The organism is Salinivibrio costicola subsp. alcaliphilus (assembly GCF_001996185.1).
In the GTDB taxonomy this organism is placed as follows: Bacteria; Pseudomonadota; Gammaproteobacteria; order Enterobacterales; family Vibrionaceae; genus Salinivibrio; species Salinivibrio costicola.
This window is the reverse complement of record NZ_MUFR01000025.1, coordinates 39,376-57,519: the sequence shown is the minus strand read 5'-3', so window position 1 is coordinate 57,519 and position 18,144 is coordinate 39,376. Positions and strand designations below refer to the sequence as shown.

19 protein-coding genes and 1 pseudogene are annotated in these 18,144 nt (G+C 50.8%); 8 read left to right on the top strand and 12 right to left on the bottom strand.

The features are described 5' to 3' along the window. Window positions 1–310 (bottom strand): annotated as a pseudogene (locus BZJ21_RS16595) (hypothetical protein); the annotation flags it as partial. Between the two features lie 87 nt (window positions 311–397). Between BZJ21_RS16595 and rsmD the strand changes: the two are divergent. Further along, a complete protein-coding gene (rsmD, locus tag BZJ21_RS10015; protein WP_077669696.1) occupies window positions 398–1,012 on the top strand; it encodes a 16S rRNA (guanine(966)-N(2))-methyltransferase RsmD in 615 nt (204 codons plus the stop codon). Window positions 1,013–1,039: 27 nt separating this feature from the next. Next, the gene (locus BZJ21_RS10010) at window positions 1,040–1,306 is read left to right on the top strand and encodes a DUF1145 domain-containing protein (RefSeq protein WP_021022233.1); all 267 of its coding nucleotides are present in this window, start codon (window positions 1,040–1,042) and stop codon (window positions 1,304–1,306) included. 5 nt (window positions 1,307–1,311) lie between these two features. Here the strand turns inward: BZJ21_RS10010 and BZJ21_RS10005 are convergent, their stop codons facing one another. From BZJ21_RS10005 to BZJ21_RS09990, 4 genes are all read right to left on the bottom strand, one after another. Then, window positions 1,312–1,611 carry a putative signal transducing protein gene (locus BZJ21_RS10005; RefSeq protein ID WP_077660385.1) on the bottom strand — a complete coding sequence of 100 codons (300 nt, stop codon included), beginning with the start codon at window positions 1,609–1,611 and terminating at the stop codon, window positions 1,312–1,314. Window positions 1,612–1,613: 2 nt separating this feature from the next. Further along, complete coding sequence (locus BZJ21_RS10000; protein WP_077669695.1) at window positions 1,614–2,249, bottom strand: lysoplasmalogenase; 636 nt, start codon at window positions 2,247–2,249, stop codon at window positions 1,614–1,616. 139 nt (window positions 2,250–2,388) lie between these two features. Next, complete coding sequence (locus BZJ21_RS09995; protein ID WP_077461876.1) at window positions 2,389–2,748, bottom strand: DUF4145 domain-containing protein; 360 nt, start codon at window positions 2,746–2,748, stop codon at window positions 2,389–2,391. Between the two features lie 148 nt (window positions 2,749–2,896). Then, a complete protein-coding gene (locus BZJ21_RS09990; RefSeq protein ID WP_077669694.1) occupies window positions 2,897–3,907 on the bottom strand; it encodes an acyltransferase in 1,011 nt (336 codons plus the stop codon). Window positions 3,908–4,157: 250 nt separating this feature from the next. Here BZJ21_RS09990 and BZJ21_RS09985 point away from each other — a divergent pair, with 250 nt between their 5' ends. The 3 genes from BZJ21_RS09985 to BZJ21_RS09975 all read left to right on the top strand — a co-directional run bounded on the left by BZJ21_RS09985 (window position 4,158) and on the right by BZJ21_RS09975 (window position 7,839). Continuing rightward, a complete protein-coding gene (locus tag BZJ21_RS09985) occupies window positions 4,158–5,756 on the top strand; it encodes an AbgT family transporter (protein ID WP_077461874.1) in 1,599 nt (532 codons plus the stop codon). Window positions 5,757–5,877: 121 nt separating this feature from the next. After that, window positions 5,878–6,900, top strand: a complete 1,023-nt coding sequence (locus tag BZJ21_RS09980; protein ID WP_077576388.1) for an alpha/beta fold hydrolase — start codon at window positions 5,878–5,880, stop codon at window positions 6,898–6,900. A 135-nt stretch (window positions 6,901–7,035) separates the two neighbouring features. Next, a complete protein-coding gene (locus BZJ21_RS09975; RefSeq protein ID WP_077461872.1) occupies window positions 7,036–7,839 on the top strand; it encodes a Cof-type HAD-IIB family hydrolase in 804 nt (267 codons plus the stop codon). A gap of 41 nt (window positions 7,840–7,880) precedes the next feature. Here the strand turns inward: BZJ21_RS09975 and BZJ21_RS09970 are convergent, their stop codons facing one another. Then, window positions 7,881–8,336: an EVE domain-containing protein gene (locus BZJ21_RS09970; RefSeq protein ID WP_077669693.1), complete on the bottom strand. Its 456-nt coding sequence runs from the start codon at window positions 8,334–8,336 to the stop codon at window positions 7,881–7,883. A 93-nt stretch (window positions 8,337–8,429) separates the two neighbouring features. On the opposite strand from BZJ21_RS09970, the gene BZJ21_RS09965 reads away from it, so the two are divergent. Both BZJ21_RS09965 and BZJ21_RS09960 read left to right on the top strand, forming a co-directional pair. Next, window positions 8,430–9,461: a hypothetical protein gene (locus BZJ21_RS09965; protein ID WP_077669692.1), complete on the top strand. Its 1,032-nt coding sequence runs from the start codon at window positions 8,430–8,432 to the stop codon at window positions 9,459–9,461. 58 nt (window positions 9,462–9,519) lie between these two features. Beyond that, complete coding sequence (locus BZJ21_RS09960) at window positions 9,520–10,209, top strand: tRNA-uridine aminocarboxypropyltransferase (RefSeq protein WP_158075516.1); 690 nt, start codon at window positions 9,520–9,522, stop codon at window positions 10,207–10,209. Between the two features lie 56 nt (window positions 10,210–10,265). Here BZJ21_RS09960 and BZJ21_RS09955 read toward each other — a convergent pair whose 3' ends face one another. The 6 genes from BZJ21_RS09955 to ftnA form a co-directional block, all read right to left on the bottom strand. Then, on the bottom strand, window positions 10,266–12,146 hold the full coding sequence (locus BZJ21_RS09955; RefSeq protein WP_077669690.1) for a methyl-accepting chemotaxis protein: 1,881 nt from the start codon (window positions 12,144–12,146) through the stop codon (window positions 10,266–10,268). 344 nt (window positions 12,147–12,490) lie between these two features. Beyond that, window positions 12,491–13,822, bottom strand: a complete 1,332-nt coding sequence (locus BZJ21_RS09950; protein ID WP_077669689.1) for an ATP-binding protein — start codon at window positions 13,820–13,822, stop codon at window positions 12,491–12,493. 132 nt (window positions 13,823–13,954) lie between these two features. Beyond that, window positions 13,955–15,139, bottom strand: a complete 1,185-nt coding sequence (locus BZJ21_RS09945; RefSeq protein ID WP_077669688.1) for a BaiN/RdsA family NAD(P)/FAD-dependent oxidoreductase — start codon at window positions 15,137–15,139, stop codon at window positions 13,955–13,957. A gap of 76 nt (window positions 15,140–15,215) precedes the next feature. Continuing rightward, window positions 15,216–16,337 (bottom strand): mechanosensitive ion channel family protein, encoded by a 1,122-nt coding sequence (locus BZJ21_RS09940; RefSeq protein ID WP_101494574.1) that lies wholly within the window; start codon window positions 16,335–16,337, stop codon window positions 15,216–15,218. 100 nt (window positions 16,338–16,437) lie between these two features. Further along, window positions 16,438–16,785, bottom strand: a complete 348-nt coding sequence (locus BZJ21_RS09935; RefSeq protein ID WP_021022219.1) for a universal stress protein UspB — start codon at window positions 16,783–16,785, stop codon at window positions 16,438–16,440. Window positions 16,786–16,838: 53 nt separating this feature from the next. Continuing rightward, window positions 16,839–17,369 (bottom strand): non-heme ferritin, encoded by a 531-nt coding sequence (gene ftnA / locus BZJ21_RS09930; protein WP_021022218.1) that lies wholly within the window; start codon window positions 17,367–17,369, stop codon window positions 16,839–16,841. A gap of 221 nt (window positions 17,370–17,590) precedes the next feature. Here ftnA and BZJ21_RS09925 point away from each other — a divergent pair, with 221 nt between their 5' ends. Continuing rightward, on the top strand, window positions 17,591–18,016 hold the full coding sequence (locus BZJ21_RS09925; RefSeq protein ID WP_077669687.1) for a universal stress protein: 426 nt from the start codon (window positions 17,591–17,593) through the stop codon (window positions 18,014–18,016). Window positions 18,017–18,144 lie beyond the last annotated feature (128 nt).

Here is an 18,144-nt window from a genome sequence, read left to right as displayed (position 1 = left end):
CTGGCTCTGGCTCTGGCTCTGGCTCTGGCTCTGGCTCTGGCTCTGGCTCTGGCTCTGGCTCTGGCTCTGGCTCTGGCTCTGGCTCTGGCAAGCTACCCGTGTTGATTTCGCCCTCAGATGCAAGGCTTTCTTGTTGATTTTGTGAAGCAGTTTCAACAGACGTATCCGTCGACGTCACTGACGCCACCGTATCGTCCGCCACGTCTGGCGAATGCGTTGATGATTCTTGTTCTGGGTCCGGCTGTGCCTGGTCTTTTTTACGACCCAAGCCCAACCATGACATAAATCCACGTTTCTTTTTTTCTGCCATTGGCAAATCCTAAAGCATGCTTGATACAATCAGCGGCACAATACCGAATCGGCATAGTCTACCACCTTCTTAACGGTCAAAAAATCTATGGTTAAACGCGCCAACCGCAAACCCTCATCGCCTACCCCTTCTCGTGGGGTTGGGTCTGTCCGTATTATTGCTGGCCGCTGGCGTGGCCGTAAGCTTGCGGTACAAGACGCGCAAGGGCTCCGCCCCACCACTGACAGGGTGAAAGAAACCGTTTTTAACTGGCTCGCGCCTTATTTGCCAGAGGCTCGCTGCCTCGATATTTTCGCAGGAAGTGGCGGACTCGGCTTTGAAGCGCTCTCTCGTGGCGCAAGCTGGGTCCATTTTTGTGAGAAACATCCCGCGGCAGCCAAACAATTACGGGCTAATGTAGATCACCTTGGGGCGCAAAACGCACACATTGATTGCGGCGATGCGCTCGCCCTACTTGCCACCGCCCCCAAAGACGGTCCGTATGATATTGTGTTTGTCGATCCGCCTTTTCATCAAGGCCTACTCGAGGACACCTTGGCCGCGTTAGACGCCAATCATTGGCTTGCGCCAAACGCCTGTGTTTATATCGAAGCCGAGAGTAATTTAGAGGCCTATCAGATCCCCGCGCATTGGCACTGTCACCGTGAAAAACGCGCAGGACAAGTCAACTACCGGTTATATTTTACTGAACCCGATCATTAAGCAAACAAGACCCGTGAGAGAAAAACTATGAAAGTGTTAATCTTATTGGCGAAAGCCGCCATCGCCTTTGTGTGGCTGGTGTTGATTGCCAATATTGTCCATCCTTTTCCTGGTGTCGCCGCCATGGCACTGTACATCATGACGGGCTTTTTGTTGGTCATGCACGGCTTACAAATGCTGATCTTTTTAGGGGCCTTCGGCGATAAAGTTGCCATGAGCCGCTGGGAGAAGTGGTCAATTCTGATTTTTGGGATCTTTGCGCTGCTCGATATTCGCCGTAAGTATATGGTGTAACGCAATCACTCGCGACTATGCTGGCACTGCCAGCATAGTTCAAAGCTACCGGCATTCTCTTCACCGCATGCTTGGCAAATCCAATGGGTGTGACTTTGGGCTTCGTATTCCTGTAGCAACGTCCGCGCCTGAATCACCTTTTCTGGCTCGACCCACAAGGTGACCCCCTGAACATCCGGGGGTAGCTCTCCCACCGCGGCACTCAATGTTTCACCTTTTAACACACAATCAATCTGGTGGCTGACCAGTAACCCTTTTAGGCTGTGTGCTTCTAAGAGGTTCATCGCTTGATAGACTTGCTCCATGGTTATCCTCCTTGGGCGATCACCACCGAGGCGCTAATCAATGCTTGCGCCACAAAGTAACTCGACATCACCATCGCTTGTGCTGCACGGAACTCACCTTTAAAACGCGCAAAAGCAAGCACCGTATCTGAGAACATGAATAATATTGCTCCCGCTAACGTCATCCCTGCTGCGAGAGAATGGGTGTTCAACCAGTACTCGCCTGCGGCCCATACCATCTGTGTGATCACGGCAATGTAGATAGCAACCGGCAAGGCAAAACGCCCAAGGTTGGGAAGTAGCAAAAGAAAGACGATCACTCCAAGGCCTGAGAGCATGGCAGGTAACCACCACACCATGTGGCCGTCAAATTGTGCCCAGAACGCAAATATATAAACGAGATGTGCGAATAAAAAGCTGGTTAACCCATGGACAAATCTGTCTTTGGGTAGCATTAAAAAGACATCACCAACCACTGACAGTAATAGTGCAACGAATACCCATTGCGCATAATGGGAGACGCTAAGGTGTGCACCAACAATGAGCATCAGCAGCACAATGGTCAGCGGTTTAAAAAGATAAAACTGCCAGCGCGGGCCCCGGTAGGCTGCGGAGATATGCAGCAGTCCAGAACAACAGACAGCGAACCAGCTCCACATGATTATCATTCCTTTCACAACAAGGACGCCAAGTCTAGGCAGGCTAGCGAAGATGTCCAGTGTACCTTGATAAGAACAAGATCCAGTTTAAAAAAATCGTAATGTTAACGAGGCGGTGACAGTCGCGGCGAGTCGTTCGTTAGCCGCTCCATTGCGGCCAAACTTGCGCGTAAAAACCTATCGCTCCCGCGGTAAACAGCAGAATAAGGGCAGCAGCAAGGCGCCATATTAAGCGGTTGCTTCGCGGTACCAGTTCCGACTCACAATACTTGCTTACCGATATAAATTTACGCATATCATCGACTTGGTAACCGTCTTCATGCACCACTTTATTCCTAATGGTCGCCACGAAGCGCAGCTTTTTGACCACATCATGGGGAAGCCGTTTTTGACTGCTGTCGATAAGCTGGTGGAGCCCTTTCCCTTCCGCGTGGTAGTGCTGGCGCAGTAAGCTTTCTAGGCGCTTACTGTGCTTAATAACCACTGCTACATCATCCATGATCTCTCTCCTTGCTGGCTCACTGCCATCTTTCTAGTATGACGGTTTTTACGCCCTTTAGGGATTCGCGATTTCATGATTGGGATCTGACTCCGTATACATGCTTTCAATTACTTATGACTGCTTTTATCGCAAAAAGTGTCATCCACTAGGGAACCAGCCACGCGGTGATGCGCTGACGCTGTAATAATGCCGTTATCAACGCCGCGCCTGCAAACGCATAAATCGTCAGAGCCGGGATCCATAGCCACGATGGCGACAAGGTCGGCCAGTATGCACGCACCGGCCAAAGGAAAATCGGATGAATCAAATAAATGCCGAGGCTATAACGACTTAGCGTGGCCACCCATGATGGTGTGGTTCGTCCCTGCCGCCACTGCCGAACCGCCAAAAAGACCGCGGCGCTGATCAGTACCGTGTTGATCGTCGTGTAAGATAACCAGCCTTCGGTGATATAACGCTGGTATTGGATACTGGTACCAAGCACATGGTATCCGGTCATTCCCACGGCGAGTAACCCTAAAACCCACCAAAGAGGCCGCGCGCGAGGGTAATAATGAAGCCAAAATCCCAGCCACAAATAACCGCCATAAAGAATAAAGTCATTCCGCCACCACCCCTGCGCGCCCGATAAATACCAGGCGGTGACGCCCATCCACGCAAGCCCCACCGCCGCCACGCCCGGTGCCGGTAAATGCGCGACAACGGGACGCAGTATCGGAATCCAAAGTAATAGCGGGATGTAATAGTAAAAAAACCCCAGATGATAATAGGTCTCATGGTCGGGCGCAGCGTGTAATGTTTGCGCTACCGTCTGCCAAGAAAAGCCTTCAGCAGTGAGTCCAGATAAGCCCGCGAACAATAGCGACCAAAGCACAAAAGGCACCACCACTTTCATCACCCGACGCTGAATAAAGTGTCTAAGCGTGAACCGGTGCGAGGACGACAACAGCAACACCCCTGAAATCATAATAAATATCGGCACCACCCAGCGGCTGGCGCTATTGAGTCCAACCGCCACGCTCCAATCTGATAAAGCGATCTGCCCAATTTCAGTGCGATACGGCCCCAAGACATGAATCGCGACCACAAATAATGCGGCCAACACGCGAAGTACATCGAGATACGCAATATGCCCTTGATGTTGCGCTGGTTGCATTTGTTAACACCTTTAACCATCTGAGTGAACAAGACGAACTTCATAATACGCCAAATTGAAGTCAAAAGACTGCTCATTCACGACAACTTACAGTCAAGTATGTCAATTTTTATGCCGAAAACTAGCACACAGATCGGCTTATTACGTTAAAAATTAGTATTTAATGTTGATGTTTGGTTTAAAAAACAATTAACATCCGGCCTTCTTTCCCATTGACGGGAAGTGCAGTACTAACATGGAGACGAATGACATGCACTCAAACACCTCCGAGCAACGGGGCGGCCCACATAAACGCACGCTGTTTACGCGTTTTCTCGATACCGTCGAGTGGCTCGGCAACTTATTACCCCATCCTGTGACCTTATTCGCAATTTTCTGCGTCGCCATTCTGCTGGCATCGGGTGTCGCCGGTTACTTTGATGTTTCAGTGGCGGATCCGCGTCCAGAAGGCGCAAGCGGGCGTGCCGCCGATGGCATGATCTACGTGCAAAGCCTGCTTAATGCCGAAGGTTTGCAAATGATCGTCACCAATTTGGTGAAAAACTTTACTGGCTTTGCGCCATTAGGCACCGTATTGGTTGCTATGTTGGGTGTCGCAGTAGCCGAGCACTCTGGCTTACTCTCAGCATCAATGCGTGGTTTAGTGATGGGCGCCTCTCGCCGTACCGTCACCTTTACCATTGTCTTTGCCGGTATTATCTCTAACACCGCCTCAGAGCTCGGTTATGTGGTCTTAATTCCGCTCGCGGCGATGATCTTTCACTCGTTAGGCCGCCACCCACTTGCCGGCTTGGCAGCAGCATTTGCCGGGGTGTCGGGCGGCTATTCAGCTAACTTATTGCTGGGTACCGTCGACCCATTGCTCTCCGGGATCACCGAATCTGCTGCACAAATGATTGATCCCGAGTACACCGTGGGCCCAGAGATGAACTGGTACTTTATGTTTGTCTCCACCTTCTTTATTGCCTTTGTCGGCGCCTGGATAACCGATAAGATTGTTGAGCCTAAGCTTGGACCTTATGACCAAAGCCAAGCGTCTGAAGACATTTCTGCGGCCTCGGCCAGTAAGCTTAATGATGACGAAAAACGCGGCCTGCGTAATGCGGGGATTGCGGTGCTGATTGTCAGTGGTATTTTAGCACTCACCATTGTCCCAGAGTGGGGAGCACTGCGTCATCCCGAGACCGGTGACGTGGCGGGATCTCCGTTCTTGAAAGGGATTGTCGCCTTTATCATGGTGTTCTTCGCGGTACCGGGTATCGTGTTTGGTCGTACGGTTGGTACCATCAACAACGATCGTGATGTGATTGACTCGATGTCGAAATCGATGAGTGCGATGGGGATGTACATCGTACTGGTGTTCTTCGCCGCTCAGTTTGTCGCCTTCTTTAAGTGGACCAACTTCGGCCAAGTGATTGCCGTCGGCGGCGCAGATTTTCTGCAAACCATTGGTTTAACCGGCCCTGCGTTATTCTTTGCCTTTATTTTAATGTGCGGTCTAATCAACCTATCGGTTGGATCTGCATCGGCACAATGGGCGATTACCGCACCGATTTTTGTGCCGATGTTAATGTTGGTGGGGTATGCACCAGAGACCATCCAGTCCGCTTATCGTATCGGTGACTCGGTCACCAATATCATTACTCCGATGATGAGTTACTTTGGGCTGATTTTGGCGGTAGCTTGCCGCTATGTGAAAAACCTGGGGATTGGTACCTTAATAGCCACCATGCTGCCTTACTCGATGATCTTTATGGTCGGGTGGAGCATCTTGTTCTATGTGTGGGTTTTTGTTCTCGGTTTACCGGTCGGCCCGGGCGCTGAGACGTATTACAACTTTAACCAATAATCGTCTTTGATTCTTTACCAGGCAAGCCGATCACGCTTGCCTTTTTTCCCTCTTAAGTGGGATTTTCATCCTTCCTCGAAGACGGTTATAGTAACGCTATCTCAATGATGGTAGCCAACAAATGACAACTCTTGCCGACAGTCAGGACCAACCGGCTTGCGACGCTCACTCTCTTGCCCGCGAGGCACAACTGAGTGAGACGTTTAAACACAATATTACGCCCTTTTGGCAGCAACGTGAGCATGGATTTTTCCATGGAGAAAGTGGCTTGCGTCTGCATTGGTGTAGCTTTACGCACCCACAACACACGCGTGCAGTCGTGGTGGTAAATGGCCGCATTGAAAGCGTAATGAAGTACCAAGAGATCTTTTATGACCTCTTTCAAATGGGCTATGACGTTTACAGCTTTGATCATCGCGGCCAAGGTTTATCAGAGCGTTTAGTCATTAAACCGCGCGATTTGGGACATGTTGAACGTTTTGACGATTATGTCACCGATCTCGCGACCTTCATGCAAACCATTCGGGCCCATCGTCATTATGATCAGACCTTCATGCTAGGTCACTCGATGGGGGGCGCCGTTGCCACACTCTATGCGCATCAGTATCCGAACGCGCTCGCAGGATTAGCCATGACCGCGCCCATGTTTGGCGTACAAGTGAGTCCCTGGCTCGGCCGTATCGCGCCTTGGCTTTGTCGCTCGATGGCACGCTATCAACACCCACCGCGTTTTGGGCCGGGGCAAGTGGGCTATCGTCATGTGCCGTTTGAGCAAAACCGCCTGACTCACTCACGAGCACGCTATGCCTGGTTTCGCCAGCTATATATCAACCAACCCCAGTTACAAATCGGTGGACCGAGCGCGCGCTGGATTGCCGAAGGCATGGCCGCAGGCGAACAATGCTTAGCGGTCGCATCACAATTAACGACGCCAACATTTATCTGCCAAGCTGGTGGCGAGCAAATCGTCTCTAATCCAGCCATGTCGCAATTTCATTTTTTACGCCAACAGGCCAATCAACCCAGCCAATGGCAGTTTTTTGCGGGGGCACGGCATGAGATCCTGTTTGAAACCGACACCCATCGTATTGCCGCTTTATCCGCAATACGCGACTTTTTTGATCGCCAATGCGAGGATCGCTAATGCAAGCTGTCGGCTCATCCATGTGCTCACTAAAAGCGGAAATCAAACAGTGATAGTGTTCCCTTTTTAACCGCTACGAGTTGCAGTAGACTCAAAGGATACTGTGATTGTGATCGCCAAACTAATGAGGACATGATGTACAAACTTGTCGCTTCTGATCTAGACGGTACCTTGCTGACGCCTGAGCATCGTATCGCCCCCTATACCAAGCAAGTGCTGGAGCACCTTCATCAGCAAGGTATTCACTTTGTGTTTGCGACAGGTCGCCATCATGTCGACGTTGCTAGCATTCGTGAAACGGTTGGTATTCCAGCTTACATGATCACCTCGAACGGCGCCCGTGTGCACGACAGTGATAACCAGTTGGTTTACCAGCATAATGTTGACCCTGCTATCGTCGCGAGTCTGATTCAAGACGTCAAAGATGATGCAACTGTCACCATTCACTTATACCGTGATGATGAATGGCTACTGAGTAAAATGGACGAAGAACTCGCCCGTTACCATCAAGACTCAGGGTTCCAGGCCCGTGAATTTGACGTCGATAATCCCCCGGTTGATAACGTGGCCAAGATTTTCTTTATCCGCCATGATCATGACTACCTACTGCAGTATGAGCATCAATTTATTGAGCAGTATGGGGATCAAGTCAGCATTGCCTTCTCTACCCCTTTCTGTCTCGAAGTCATGGGGAGTGGGGTGTCAAAAGGCGCAGCCTTAGAGGCCGTCGCCCGCCGCCACCAGCTCAATCTCAGTGACTGTATTGCGTTTGGCGATGGCATGAATGATGTCGAAATGCTGAATGCCGCCGGCCAAGGGCTGGTGATGGCAACGGCACAAGCACGGGTAAAAGCGACTCTTTCAGACAAGGCAATCATTGGCAGCCATGCCGACGAAGCCGTCGCTCGCTATTTAAAAGCCCATTTATTGGATCAGTGACAGCTTCATTGGGCTTACTTTTGGCGCCAGCCTCGCTGTGGTTACTCCCCCACCATGGCGAGGATGGCCTGCCATTGCGTATCCGTCACCGGCATCACACTTAGACGGTTGCCTTTTTTCACCAAGGGCATCTCAGCCAGGGCCGGATTACCTTTTATCTCAGCCAAGGTAATTAACGGTAAATGACGCTGATAGGCCACATCCACCATAAACCACCTCGGTATCTGTGGCGTCGATTTCGGATCAAAATAGCCGCTTTCTGGCTCAAACTGGGTATGATCGGGATAACACGCACGCACCACGGTCGCCACGCCGACTACCCCAACGTGCTTGCAGGATGAGTGATAAATCAACACCTGATCACCGACCGTCACCTCATCACGCAGCATATTTCGTGCTTGATAATTGCGCACCCCTTCCCAGCATGAAACCTTTTGCTGCTTTAAGATGTCTATGGAAAACGTATCTGGCTCGGTTTTAAATAACCAATAACGCATGCTAGCTTGCTCTTCATCCAATCCTAACGGCAATCTTGCCCGCCAGCTTGAATCGGCGCAAGTCTGTCTATCGCTTATCACAAGGAGTTTATCGTGCCATCCACTCGTCATCTGTTCGTGATTACCGCTGTGAGTGTGCTCAGTTTGGTGGGATGCAGCCAATCTTCTGGCCCTATAGAGCTTGGGCACCGTAGCGATGTCGTTGCCTCGGGACTCAGTCAGTCGCCAATTCCTTTTATGCAAAGCGGTCGTATCGCTGTGAGTCCCGAAACAGCCAGTTTTATCCCCTGCGGCAGCCAACAACAGTACTGGCTCGATTTAACCAGCGAACAGCGCGCGGCACTTGACCAGCATGAGGCATCGGTTTATGCCGAATTTGAAGGCTTTTTCACCCCTGTCTCTCGCCGAGGTTTTAGTGCCGATTACCCCGCCGCCGTCACCGTTTCGCGCTTAAACATGCTGACAAGTGAGCTAAAAGGTTGTGCTCAACCGCGTAATACTGTGCTGGCCGAAGGCAGTGATCCCCAACTTTGGTCCGCCGCGGTAGGAAAAGGACATGTAGCGTGGGAAAGTGACAATGATACCCAAGAGGTTCCCCTATCCGACTATCAGTTGGACGATGAACAGGCGCAGTTTAGCAGTAAAGAGGCCGTTCTCACTCTCACCCTCAACGGCTGCCAACAAAGCGAACACACCCTTTATGGCTGGCAGGCTCGTTTAAAAACAGCCCAAAATACCTTCCAAGGCTGCGCGGTTTTGCCTTCAGCCGATACCAGCCAGCATTGGACGGGCCAGTATCAAGGGATTAGCCAACACTCGGGCCAACCAACACTGACCACCCAACTGACATTACTGTCTGACCACAGCGCCATCACTACCTATCACCCGCAAGGGGAAGCCGTGACTAAAGAAACCGGGGTTTGGCAGCCGGTCGCTAACAATAAGGTACAAGTACTGACCACTCGTAGCGGCGAACAAATGGTGGTGTCTGAGCGTATTTATCAACGCAACGGCTTGTCCTTGACCGCAACCGAAGAGACATTTAATGGCAATACGTATCCTTTGGGCCCTGAAGGGTTAACACTTAAGCGTCAGGTCGATGGCGCGGACAGCAGCCAACAATGACCTGGTATTCGTGGCTGGGCTTGCGCACAATAGCGCGCTATTAACCAAGGAGACAATCATGGCCCGTTCGCCCTGCCGCCAATGCGGTTTTACCTATCACTGCATCTGTCACTGCTATTGGCCGCTTGAAAGCCAATTGCAATGCGTGCTGGTGATGCACGAAAACGAAGCGGCGCGCCAATCCAACACCGGCAAATTGGTCAAAGCGGCGCTGCCCCACACTCAGATAGAGATTTGGCAACGCAAACAACCACCGCAAGCCTTGCTCGACAGCTGGGCGCGCGGTGATGTGTCACCTTGGTTATTGTTTCCCAGTGATGATGCTATCCCGGCAGATAGACTCTTCGCTGACCCGGCTCGGTCTGTCTCTTGCGAGAATAGGTCAGTCTCTTGCGCGGAGACGTTAGCCGCCACGAATGCGCCTCGCGCGCCGTTACAGTTTGTGGTGCTGGATGCGACTTGGCAGCAGGCGCGAAAAATACTCAATAAAAGCCCATGGCTCAATCGTCTGCCGCGGGTCAGTTTGCCGTCGACAGCCGCCTCGCAATATACGCTCAGGCGCAACCAGCCACCTGGACACCTGTGTACCAGTGAAGCGGTGAGTGCATTACTACGAAGCCGAGGCGACGTGGATGCCGCCACGCAGCTGGACCATTTTCTTGCCCACTTTATGAAGAGCTACGAGGCCGACCGCCACCATCACACCGAGCCTCTCCCCGCCGCCAAGATGCTGACGCCAAAAGAATGAACAAAAAACGCCGAGCACAGCGCGCTGCCATGCTCGGCGTTTAAGTCGTTTATGGGTTACAGTTTAAAGCGGCTGATCTCCTGCTCGAGGCTATGAGAAAGATCGGATAACGTGGCCGCTTGACGCGCGGCTTCATCCGCTTCTGTCGATAGCTCATTCGACACATCGCGAATGCCCTCTGAGTTGCGAGTGATTTCCGAGGTCACGCTCGACTGCTCTTCCGCCGCCGAGGCAATTTGCGTCGCCATATCGCTAATTTGGCTCACCGCCGCAACAATTTGGCTCAGGCTCTCATGTGCAACGCTCGCCTCATCGACACTGGCATGTGCCCGTTGTTGGCTATTTTGCATCATGGTCACCGCTTTACCGGTCGCTTGCTGCAAGGTATCAATCATTTGCTGGATTTCGGTGGTTGAGGCATGGGTGCGTTGACTCAAAATACGCACCTCATCCGCCACCACCGCAAAGCCTCGGCCTTGCTCGCCCGCACGCGCCGCTTCGATCGCGGCATTCAGCGCCAACAAGTTCGTTTGTTCGGCCACACTCTGAATGGTCGATAAGATACTCGTGATGCTGTGCGCGTGTTGATCCAACTCACCAATCACACCGGTGGCCGCCTCGACGTCATGCGCCAACTCGGTGATAGCGTGTTTGCTTTTCTCTACCTGCTGGCCACCATCGTTGGCGACGCTTTCGGTCTCTTGGGCAGTGCGTGCGGTGTTATCGGCATTGCCGGCAATATCTTGGGTCGCCGAGGCCATTTCATGGATAGCGGTCGCCACCATATTGATTTCATCTTGCTGATGACCAATACGGGTGGAACGCTCTTCCGCTTGCGCCGCGGTCAGCTCGGCTTGTTGCTTGAGCGAGCCAGACAGCTGGCGCAAATGCGACACCATAGTGTGCATGTTGCCGACAAAGCGGTTGAAGTTATTGGCCAGTTTACCAATTTCATCATTACTGTGTGGCTCAAGGCGCTGGGTTAAGTCCCCTTCACCGGAGGCAATTTCTTCTAGCGCGGCGGACACATTGAGCAAGTCACGGAACAACACGTGCATCAACCACGTCACGGCACCGGCCACCAACAAGGTGATAACGAGGGCTGTCAGTATAAGATCGAACAAGGCATCACCCTGGCTGGCGTATTCGGTGCGCTTATCCAGTTCAATCGCCAGCACCCAATCGGTGTTAGGAACCGACGCAAAATAAAACAGTTTATCAACGCCATCGACAGGCAATTCCACCAGCGATTGCTGTGCCAACGCCTGACGCACGCGGTTTTCATTCAGCTCAGGAGACAGGCTACGATACGGCTTTAGCAAGCGTGCTTTGTCTTTGTGGGCGAGAAAAGTGCCGTCAGCGCCTAGCAGCATCGCGTTCGCATTTTTGCCCACTTTCAATTGGGTCACATCGCGGATCAACTGGTCAATCAACACATCTGCGCCCACCACACCGATCAATTCGCCATTGCGACGTACTGGCTCGGCCAAAGTCACCAACATCGCACCGGTAATCGCATCACTGTAAGCGGTGGTAATCATCGGGCTACCTGCACTCACGGCTTGCTTGTACCACGGGCGGAGGCGAGGGTCATAATCATCGCGGTTGCGCTCTGGGCGCGAGCGATACATGGCACCTTGAGGAGTACCATAATAGATATCGTCAAACCCACCGGCCTCACGCGCTTGCTGTAAATAGCTCACACGATGGCTACTGCTGGTGTAATCGGTAAAGGCACTGGTGATATCAGCACGGATTTGCACCCACCCGCTGATCGATTCAGTCGCCGCATCGGCGATACCACTGACGCGGCTATAGATGCTCGACTGGGTTTGGGCTTGAATCTGGCTTACCGCAAGCCAGGTGAGAAAGGCGGCCATCAGCAATACAGCAGATAAGCATGCCCCAATTAATTTTTGTTTTAGTGATAACTGCATGGGAACGGCTCTCAAAGCAACGACAGGTTAATTCCAAACTCCCCGATAACCGAGGTAGCAATAGTGAACAGCCGTCACCCCGTCCCTAGGGTACCGCGAGCCCATCCTGCGCGTCGCGGGTTCACAGCGCCGGATAATTTTTATCCGACATGGCAAGCGCGCGCTAATGTAACAGCGCGCAACAAAGATTGCCATTTTTTAGACAAAAAACAGTCAACTAGAGAAGAGTTAGAATCAAGATCACATAAACCAATCATCGCTTATGATATGCAGTTTGTTGTAAATAACACAAAAGCAAGCATCTGAGGATTGGGGATTCCTCGCAAGACCGACAGAAACGCGGCCTATTGGCGGACCTCAATAATAACTCGGCTATCTGCATATGAATCAATCAGCGCACCTATCTTTTTCGTATTCTCTGAGTCGAGAAACGCATCCCATTCATCCAGAATCAAGTGACCCGAGCTATTTTCCAGTAACCACTGAATACTCTTGGCGGAGTACATACCATCAGACAGTATTGCTGAATCATCCCAAGGCCACAGTAAGCGCTTAGACGGGTTGAAGTAGAGATAATCATTTTTGGCGCAGAGGTGCCTTAAGAAAGAAGTTTTTCCAGATCCGTTTTCTCCAACAACGCGAAAACGGCCCTCCTGCGCTTGAGCAAGGTTCACGGTATCAACGCTCTCGTTATCTTTAAGGATCGCGATATTCCATTGTGGCTGGTAAAGCGGCTTATTTTTCGAAAAACACGTCATCACCGACAGCTGGCCTTTGATAGACGGAAAAGAGATTAACAAGCTAACAATATCCGACGCAGAATTTAAAAGATGATAAATGCGTGTGAAGTTAACAATCGACGCCACCTTTACCTCCATCGGGACACTGCTAGACGTAAAAATGAACAGTAATACACAGGAAGTTGGCGCAAGCGCGAGCAAGGAAGAAACCAACAATGCCTTATACCTAAACACAGCCTCTTTGATTCTCAGCCCTAAGTATTTCGCTTTCCCTTCCTCGAACCGCGTTTGATAAGCCAATGCATTCACCGACGAACCAAAATGTACATTGTCATGGATAGTCGATAACGTTGACGTCAGTGATGAACCCGCTTTATGGGTGGTGACGGCGTTATTTTCCAGATGCGAGGAAATGAGTTTATTGAACCCCAAGATAAGCAGCACACTGATCATAACGCTGACAAAAAAACGCCAATCAATAAAAGCGGTGATCATTAGCAGACTCAGGAAGAAGTTGAGCCCAGACGACATCCCCCAAAAGGCATAGCCAATAAAGTCAGAAATCGCACTCTTTCCCTGAGAAACGTACACGCCCAGCGTATGGTCGACTGTGCGACTGTCAGTGCAAGATTGATAGCGTTTAGTCGCGGATTGCCAAAATCGACTCAGTGATTCACACAAGCACTTTTCTTTATACACATCAGAAAAGTAGCCGATTATATAGGGAAGAATCATCGCGACAATGTAGAGGAATACCCAGAGCTTCAATGCTTCATAATGTTGATTAATTTCAAGAATATAGCCTGAAACCATCACAGAGGCGAAAATAGAAAAAGCAATCGATGACTGGTGAAGCAGCACAAATAGAAACGTATAGAGCGTGTTTTTATTCGATACACCACGGCATATCTCTCTCACGCTTAGAAAAGAAATCACTCACCACTCCTTGGCTCTACTTAAGGAAAAACGGGGAGTCTTCATCCTTTATCCACCCCGCAGCAGATTCTCTACGTGATTAGCGATTAAGCAATAAATTCAGTAAGATAATGCGCATCCAAGCATGTTTTTTTATACATGCTGCCCGGCTACCCAGCCGGAGCTCCAAGCCCATTGGAAGTTATAGCCACCGAGCCAGCCGGTGACATCAAGTACTTCACCGATAAAATACAGCCCGGGAATATCTCGCGCTTCAAGGGTTTTTGAGGAAACCGCGTGGGTATCTACCCCGCCAAGCGTCACTTCTGCGGTGCGGTAACCTTCAGTGCCATTTGGGGCAATCGACCACTGGTGAACGTAGTGATGAAGCTGATCGAACTGCTTGTCATCGAGCTGCTTGAGCGGTTTATCCGGCAAGCTATCGCGCGCAATCAAAACCTCGACCAAGCGTTTGGGGAATAGGCGAGACAGTGAGGTTTTTAAGGTTTGGTTGGGGTGCTTATCACGCATGGCTACCAGCACGTCTTTTAGCGACTCACTGGGGAGTAAATCGATGGTGACCGCTTCGCCCGGTTGCCAAAACGAGGAGGTTTGCAACACCGCCGGTCCCGATAAGCCGCGGTGGGTAAAGAGCAGGTTCTCGCTAAAGCAAACGCCAGACTCGGTGGTGATCGAACATGGCACCGACACCCCGGAAATATCGGCAAAGCGCGTTTTGTCCTCTTGGTGCAAGGTATACGGCACCAAGGCGGCGCGGGTGGGCAGCACTTTTAGACCAAATTGCTCGGCAAGCTGGTAACCAAAGGGGGTGGCACCAAGCTTGGGCATGGAAAGGCCGCCCGTGGCGACTACCAAAGACTGGCAGCGTACCGGCTCACCATTGAGTTTGAGGCGAAAGCCGGCTTCCTCTTGCTCGATATCATGCACTTCACAGCGATAGCGTTGATTGATGGTGGCTTGGTCGCATTCGGCCAAAAGTAGGTTAACGATATCTTTGGCGCTGTCATCACAAAACAACTGGCCATGGTCACGCTCGTGATAGGCCACGCCATGGGTCGCCACCAGGCCAATAAAGTCCCATTGGCTGTATTGCGCCAATGCGGATTTGACGAAGTGCGGGTTCTCACACAGGAAATTATTGGCGGTGACGTCATAGTTGGTGAAATTGCAGCGCCCGCCGCCCGAGATCAGGATCTTGCGACCCGGCTTTTTGGCATGGTCCACCACCAAAACGCGGCGGCCACGTTGGCCGGCTTGTGCCGCACACATCAATCCGGCGGCACCGGCACCAATCACAATTACATCATACTCAGTCACACGCTTACCTGTTTATTCTCTGCTCACCCTGTGGGAGCGGCATTGTAGCAGCCCGCACGTGAGCGGCAAGCGCGATTTAACGCGCCTGTGCATCTGGCGGTGGCCTCATAGCAGCAGCACCTTGCTCTAGCATATTCGGATCCATATGCAGCGTGCGGGTAGGAAGAGCAATATCCGCACCATGCTGATGAATAATTTCAATCACTTTTAATAACACGTCTTGTTTTACCTGATGATAACGCTGCCAGTTGACCGTTTTGGTGAAGGTGTAAATAAAGAAATCAAGTGAATGCGGGCCAAAACTGTTGAAGTTCACAATCAAGGTTTGCCGCGTTTCAATATCTGCATGCGCTTCTAACATCGCATACACATCATCAATTACCGTACTGATTTTATCGGCGTCTTGATAACGCAGCCCAATGGTTTCGTAAATCCGACGGTTCAGCATCCGCGAGGGGTTTTCCACCACCACGTTACTGAATACCGAGTTGGGCACGTATAAAGGGCGCAAATCAAAGGTGCGCACTACCGTCATGCGAATACCAATTTTTTCCACCGTGCCCTCAATGTTGCGATCGGGGGAGCGCACCCAGTCGCCCACTTTAAATGGCCGATCAAAGTAGATCATCACCCCACCGAAGAAGTTGGAGAGCAAATCTTTGGCGGCAAGACCGACAATTAAGCCCCCCACACCACCAACCGTGAGTAACCCGGAGACACTGACACCCAGGCTTTGTAGCAGCGTAATCACGCCAATGCAGACGGCGAGTGCGCGTAAGACGTTACCAATGGCGTTAATCGTGGTGTGATCACGGCGCCCTTCGTCAAATAACAGCTGCTCACCACTGTTGACCAATCGGAGCAAAAACCAGATCAATAAGAACACGACCAGCAGCTCTCTGATCACGCTCACCCAGCTTAAATTCAAGTGACCTGCGGTATTATCAAGAAAAATTTCTAGCGCATGAAACGCAGGCCAGCCCCAGATTAAGAGGGAAAATGGCGTATCAATCGCGGGCCACAACACATCATCCCAACGTGTTTGCGTGCGCTCTGCCAGTGCCTTTAAGCGCCCCATCAACACACGCCATATCGCCCAGACGACGGCTCCAAGCCCCATCAAAATGACAATATCTGAGATCCAGTCCCACGCGGCGGCTTGATAGAGTGACTGCCACCATTGGATTAGGCTTTGCATGCTTCCCTCACGATTACGGTGTCTAGGCGTTTATGCTTGTCAGACTAACAAAAAAAATGCTGACCAAGGTCAGCATTTTGTCTAAAGGATGGTTATCCGTTTACCAGCCCGCAAAAGCGACAAGAAAAAAGGTCGCGAGCAAGGCACCGGACAGGGCAACATTAAGCGTGAACAGATGACGTACCTTATTGCATTTACCCACAAATGCCGCATCGTGATGATGAAGGTACTCTTGGCTGCGAATATATTGGTATAAACGTTTTTGTCGCGAGATATCGCCTTGGGGCGATAAAGTGAAGAAGTTGCTCTCACGACGACAGATTTGCTGGTAAAGCAACGGATTGGCATCACGTAACATCACCACCAATGCCCGCAATGACGATACATAGCGTGCGATATTTATCACTGTCACTGTGAACACAGCCACAATTAGGATATCACCGTTCATAATCCTCTCCCTTCACTACACTGGATGGCGCTTCAGAGGGAGAGGTTACGTAATTACTGCCCCGCTGAGCTGTCCATCACTGACGTTGATTCTTCAACTGCCATGGATGCCAAGTCTTTGTCGATAAAGAACAGAGCCTTGCCATCTTCGCCGACTAACTCGATCTTATCGAGTACGCCTTTAAACAACTTCTCTTCTTCGTGTTGCTCCGCGACATACCACTGCAAGAAGTTAAAGGTAGAATAGTCTTGCGTGGTAAACGCGGCATGCGCCAAGCTGTTAATTTTTTCCGTGATTAAGCGCTCGTGCTGATACGTTTCGCGAAACACTTCACCTAACGAGGAAAATTCGTGACGCGGTGCATCAATCGACCCCAAGATAGGCATGGCCCCTGTCTCGCTCACATAAGTAAACAGGCGCTGCATATGCTGCATTTCTTCCTGTGCGTGTTTATGTAAGAATTTTGCCGCGCCTTCGAAACCCTGATCCTCACACCAAGCGCTCATTTGTAAGTATAGGTTTGATGAGAAAAACTCCAAATTGATCTGCTCATTGAGCCTGTCAACCATGGCAGGTGCTAGCATATAAAACGTCCTCTTTATTGGGGGTTAGCTGCCATTCTGACCAGCAGCACGTCGGTTTTCAAGCGGATTACGCCGGTAATGTCCAGCGTGACCGATTCTTATATCGAATTTATGACCCGCCTCATTGTCGAATTCTTAATCGGAATGCGATCACAGTGACGGATTTTACCTCTCAAGCTGGTTAAACTGCGTTTATAACCTCGCATAAAAAGGATAACTCTATGTCATACAAGCATATTTTGGTTGCGGTTGATTTGTCAGATGACAGTGAAAGACTGTTGAAGAAAGCTGACGCACTTGCCTTCGCCTTGGGCGCACAACTGTCGTTGGTTCATATTGACGTCAATTATGCCGAGCTTTATACCGGGCTGATTGATATTAACTTAGTCGAATCACGTAACCGAGTGATTGAAGAAGCCCAGCAAAAACTCAATCAACTGACCAGCGACGCACAAAGCACGGTCACACACACCTTGGTCAGTAGCGGTGATTTAGCGGAAGAGATCACCGAGTCGATTCAAAACATGGGGATTGATTTGGTGGTCGTCGGCCATCATCAAGATTTCTGGAGCTCGTTGTTGTCGTCAACTAAACAACTGCTGAATAAAACGCCCGTTGATCTTTTGATGGTGCCCATCCGCGACTAAACCCTCTTCGCTAACCACTCTCGACAGAAGGCGGGTCATTCTGCCTTCTGCGCTTTTAACCATACGCTGACTGGGAACCGATTGCGTCCTAGAAGCGAAACGGTACACTGCCCTTTTACTCTCTTTAT

What these genes read in the sequence shown, in the direction of transcription:
- rsmD (WP_077669696.1), top strand. Translation starts at nt 398, where the DNA reads ATGGTTAAACGCGCCAACCGCAAACCCTCATCGCCTACCCCTTCTCGT.
- BZJ21_RS10010 (WP_021022233.1), top strand. Translation starts at nt 1,040, where the DNA reads ATGAAAGTGTTAATCTTATTGGCGAAAGCCGCCATCGCCTTTGTGTGG.
- BZJ21_RS10005 (WP_077660385.1), bottom strand. Translation starts at nt 1,611, where the DNA reads ATGGAGCAAGTCTATCAAGCGATGAACCTCTTAGAAGCACACAGCCTA.
- BZJ21_RS10000 (WP_077669695.1), bottom strand. Translation starts at nt 2,249, where the DNA reads ATGTGGAGCTGGTTCGCTGTCTGTTGTTCTGGACTGCTGCATATCTCC.
- BZJ21_RS09995 (WP_077461876.1), bottom strand. Translation starts at nt 2,748, where the DNA reads ATGGATGATGTAGCAGTGGTTATTAAGCACAGTAAGCGCCTAGAAAGC.
- BZJ21_RS09990 (WP_077669694.1), bottom strand. Translation starts at nt 3,907, where the DNA reads ATGCAACCAGCGCAACATCAAGGGCATATTGCGTATCTCGATGTACTT.
- BZJ21_RS09985 (WP_077461874.1), top strand. Translation starts at nt 4,158, where the DNA reads ATGCACTCAAACACCTCCGAGCAACGGGGCGGCCCACATAAACGCACG.
- BZJ21_RS09980 (WP_077576388.1), top strand. Translation starts at nt 5,878, where the DNA reads ATGACAACTCTTGCCGACAGTCAGGACCAACCGGCTTGCGACGCTCAC.
- BZJ21_RS09975 (WP_077461872.1), top strand. Translation starts at nt 7,036, where the DNA reads ATGTACAAACTTGTCGCTTCTGATCTAGACGGTACCTTGCTGACGCCT.
- BZJ21_RS09970 (WP_077669693.1), bottom strand. Translation starts at nt 8,336, where the DNA reads ATGCGTTATTGGTTATTTAAAACCGAGCCAGATACGTTTTCCATAGAC.
- BZJ21_RS09960 (WP_158075516.1), top strand. Translation starts at nt 9,520, where the DNA reads ATGGCCCGTTCGCCCTGCCGCCAATGCGGTTTTACCTATCACTGCATC.
- BZJ21_RS09955 (WP_077669690.1), bottom strand. Translation starts at nt 12,146, where the DNA reads ATGCAGTTATCACTAAAACAAAAATTAATTGGGGCATGCTTATCTGCT.
- BZJ21_RS09940 (WP_101494574.1), bottom strand. Translation starts at nt 16,337, where the DNA reads ATGCAAAGCCTAATCCAATGGTGGCAGTCACTCTATCAAGCCGCCGCG.
- BZJ21_RS09935 (WP_021022219.1), bottom strand. Translation starts at nt 16,785, where the DNA reads ATGAACGGTGATATCCTAATTGTGGCTGTGTTCACAGTGACAGTGATA.
- ftnA (WP_021022218.1), bottom strand. Translation starts at nt 17,369, where the DNA reads ATGCTAGCACCTGCCATGGTTGACAGGCTCAATGAGCAGATCAATTTG.
- BZJ21_RS09925 (WP_077669687.1), top strand. Translation starts at nt 17,591, where the DNA reads ATGTCATACAAGCATATTTTGGTTGCGGTTGATTTGTCAGATGACAGT.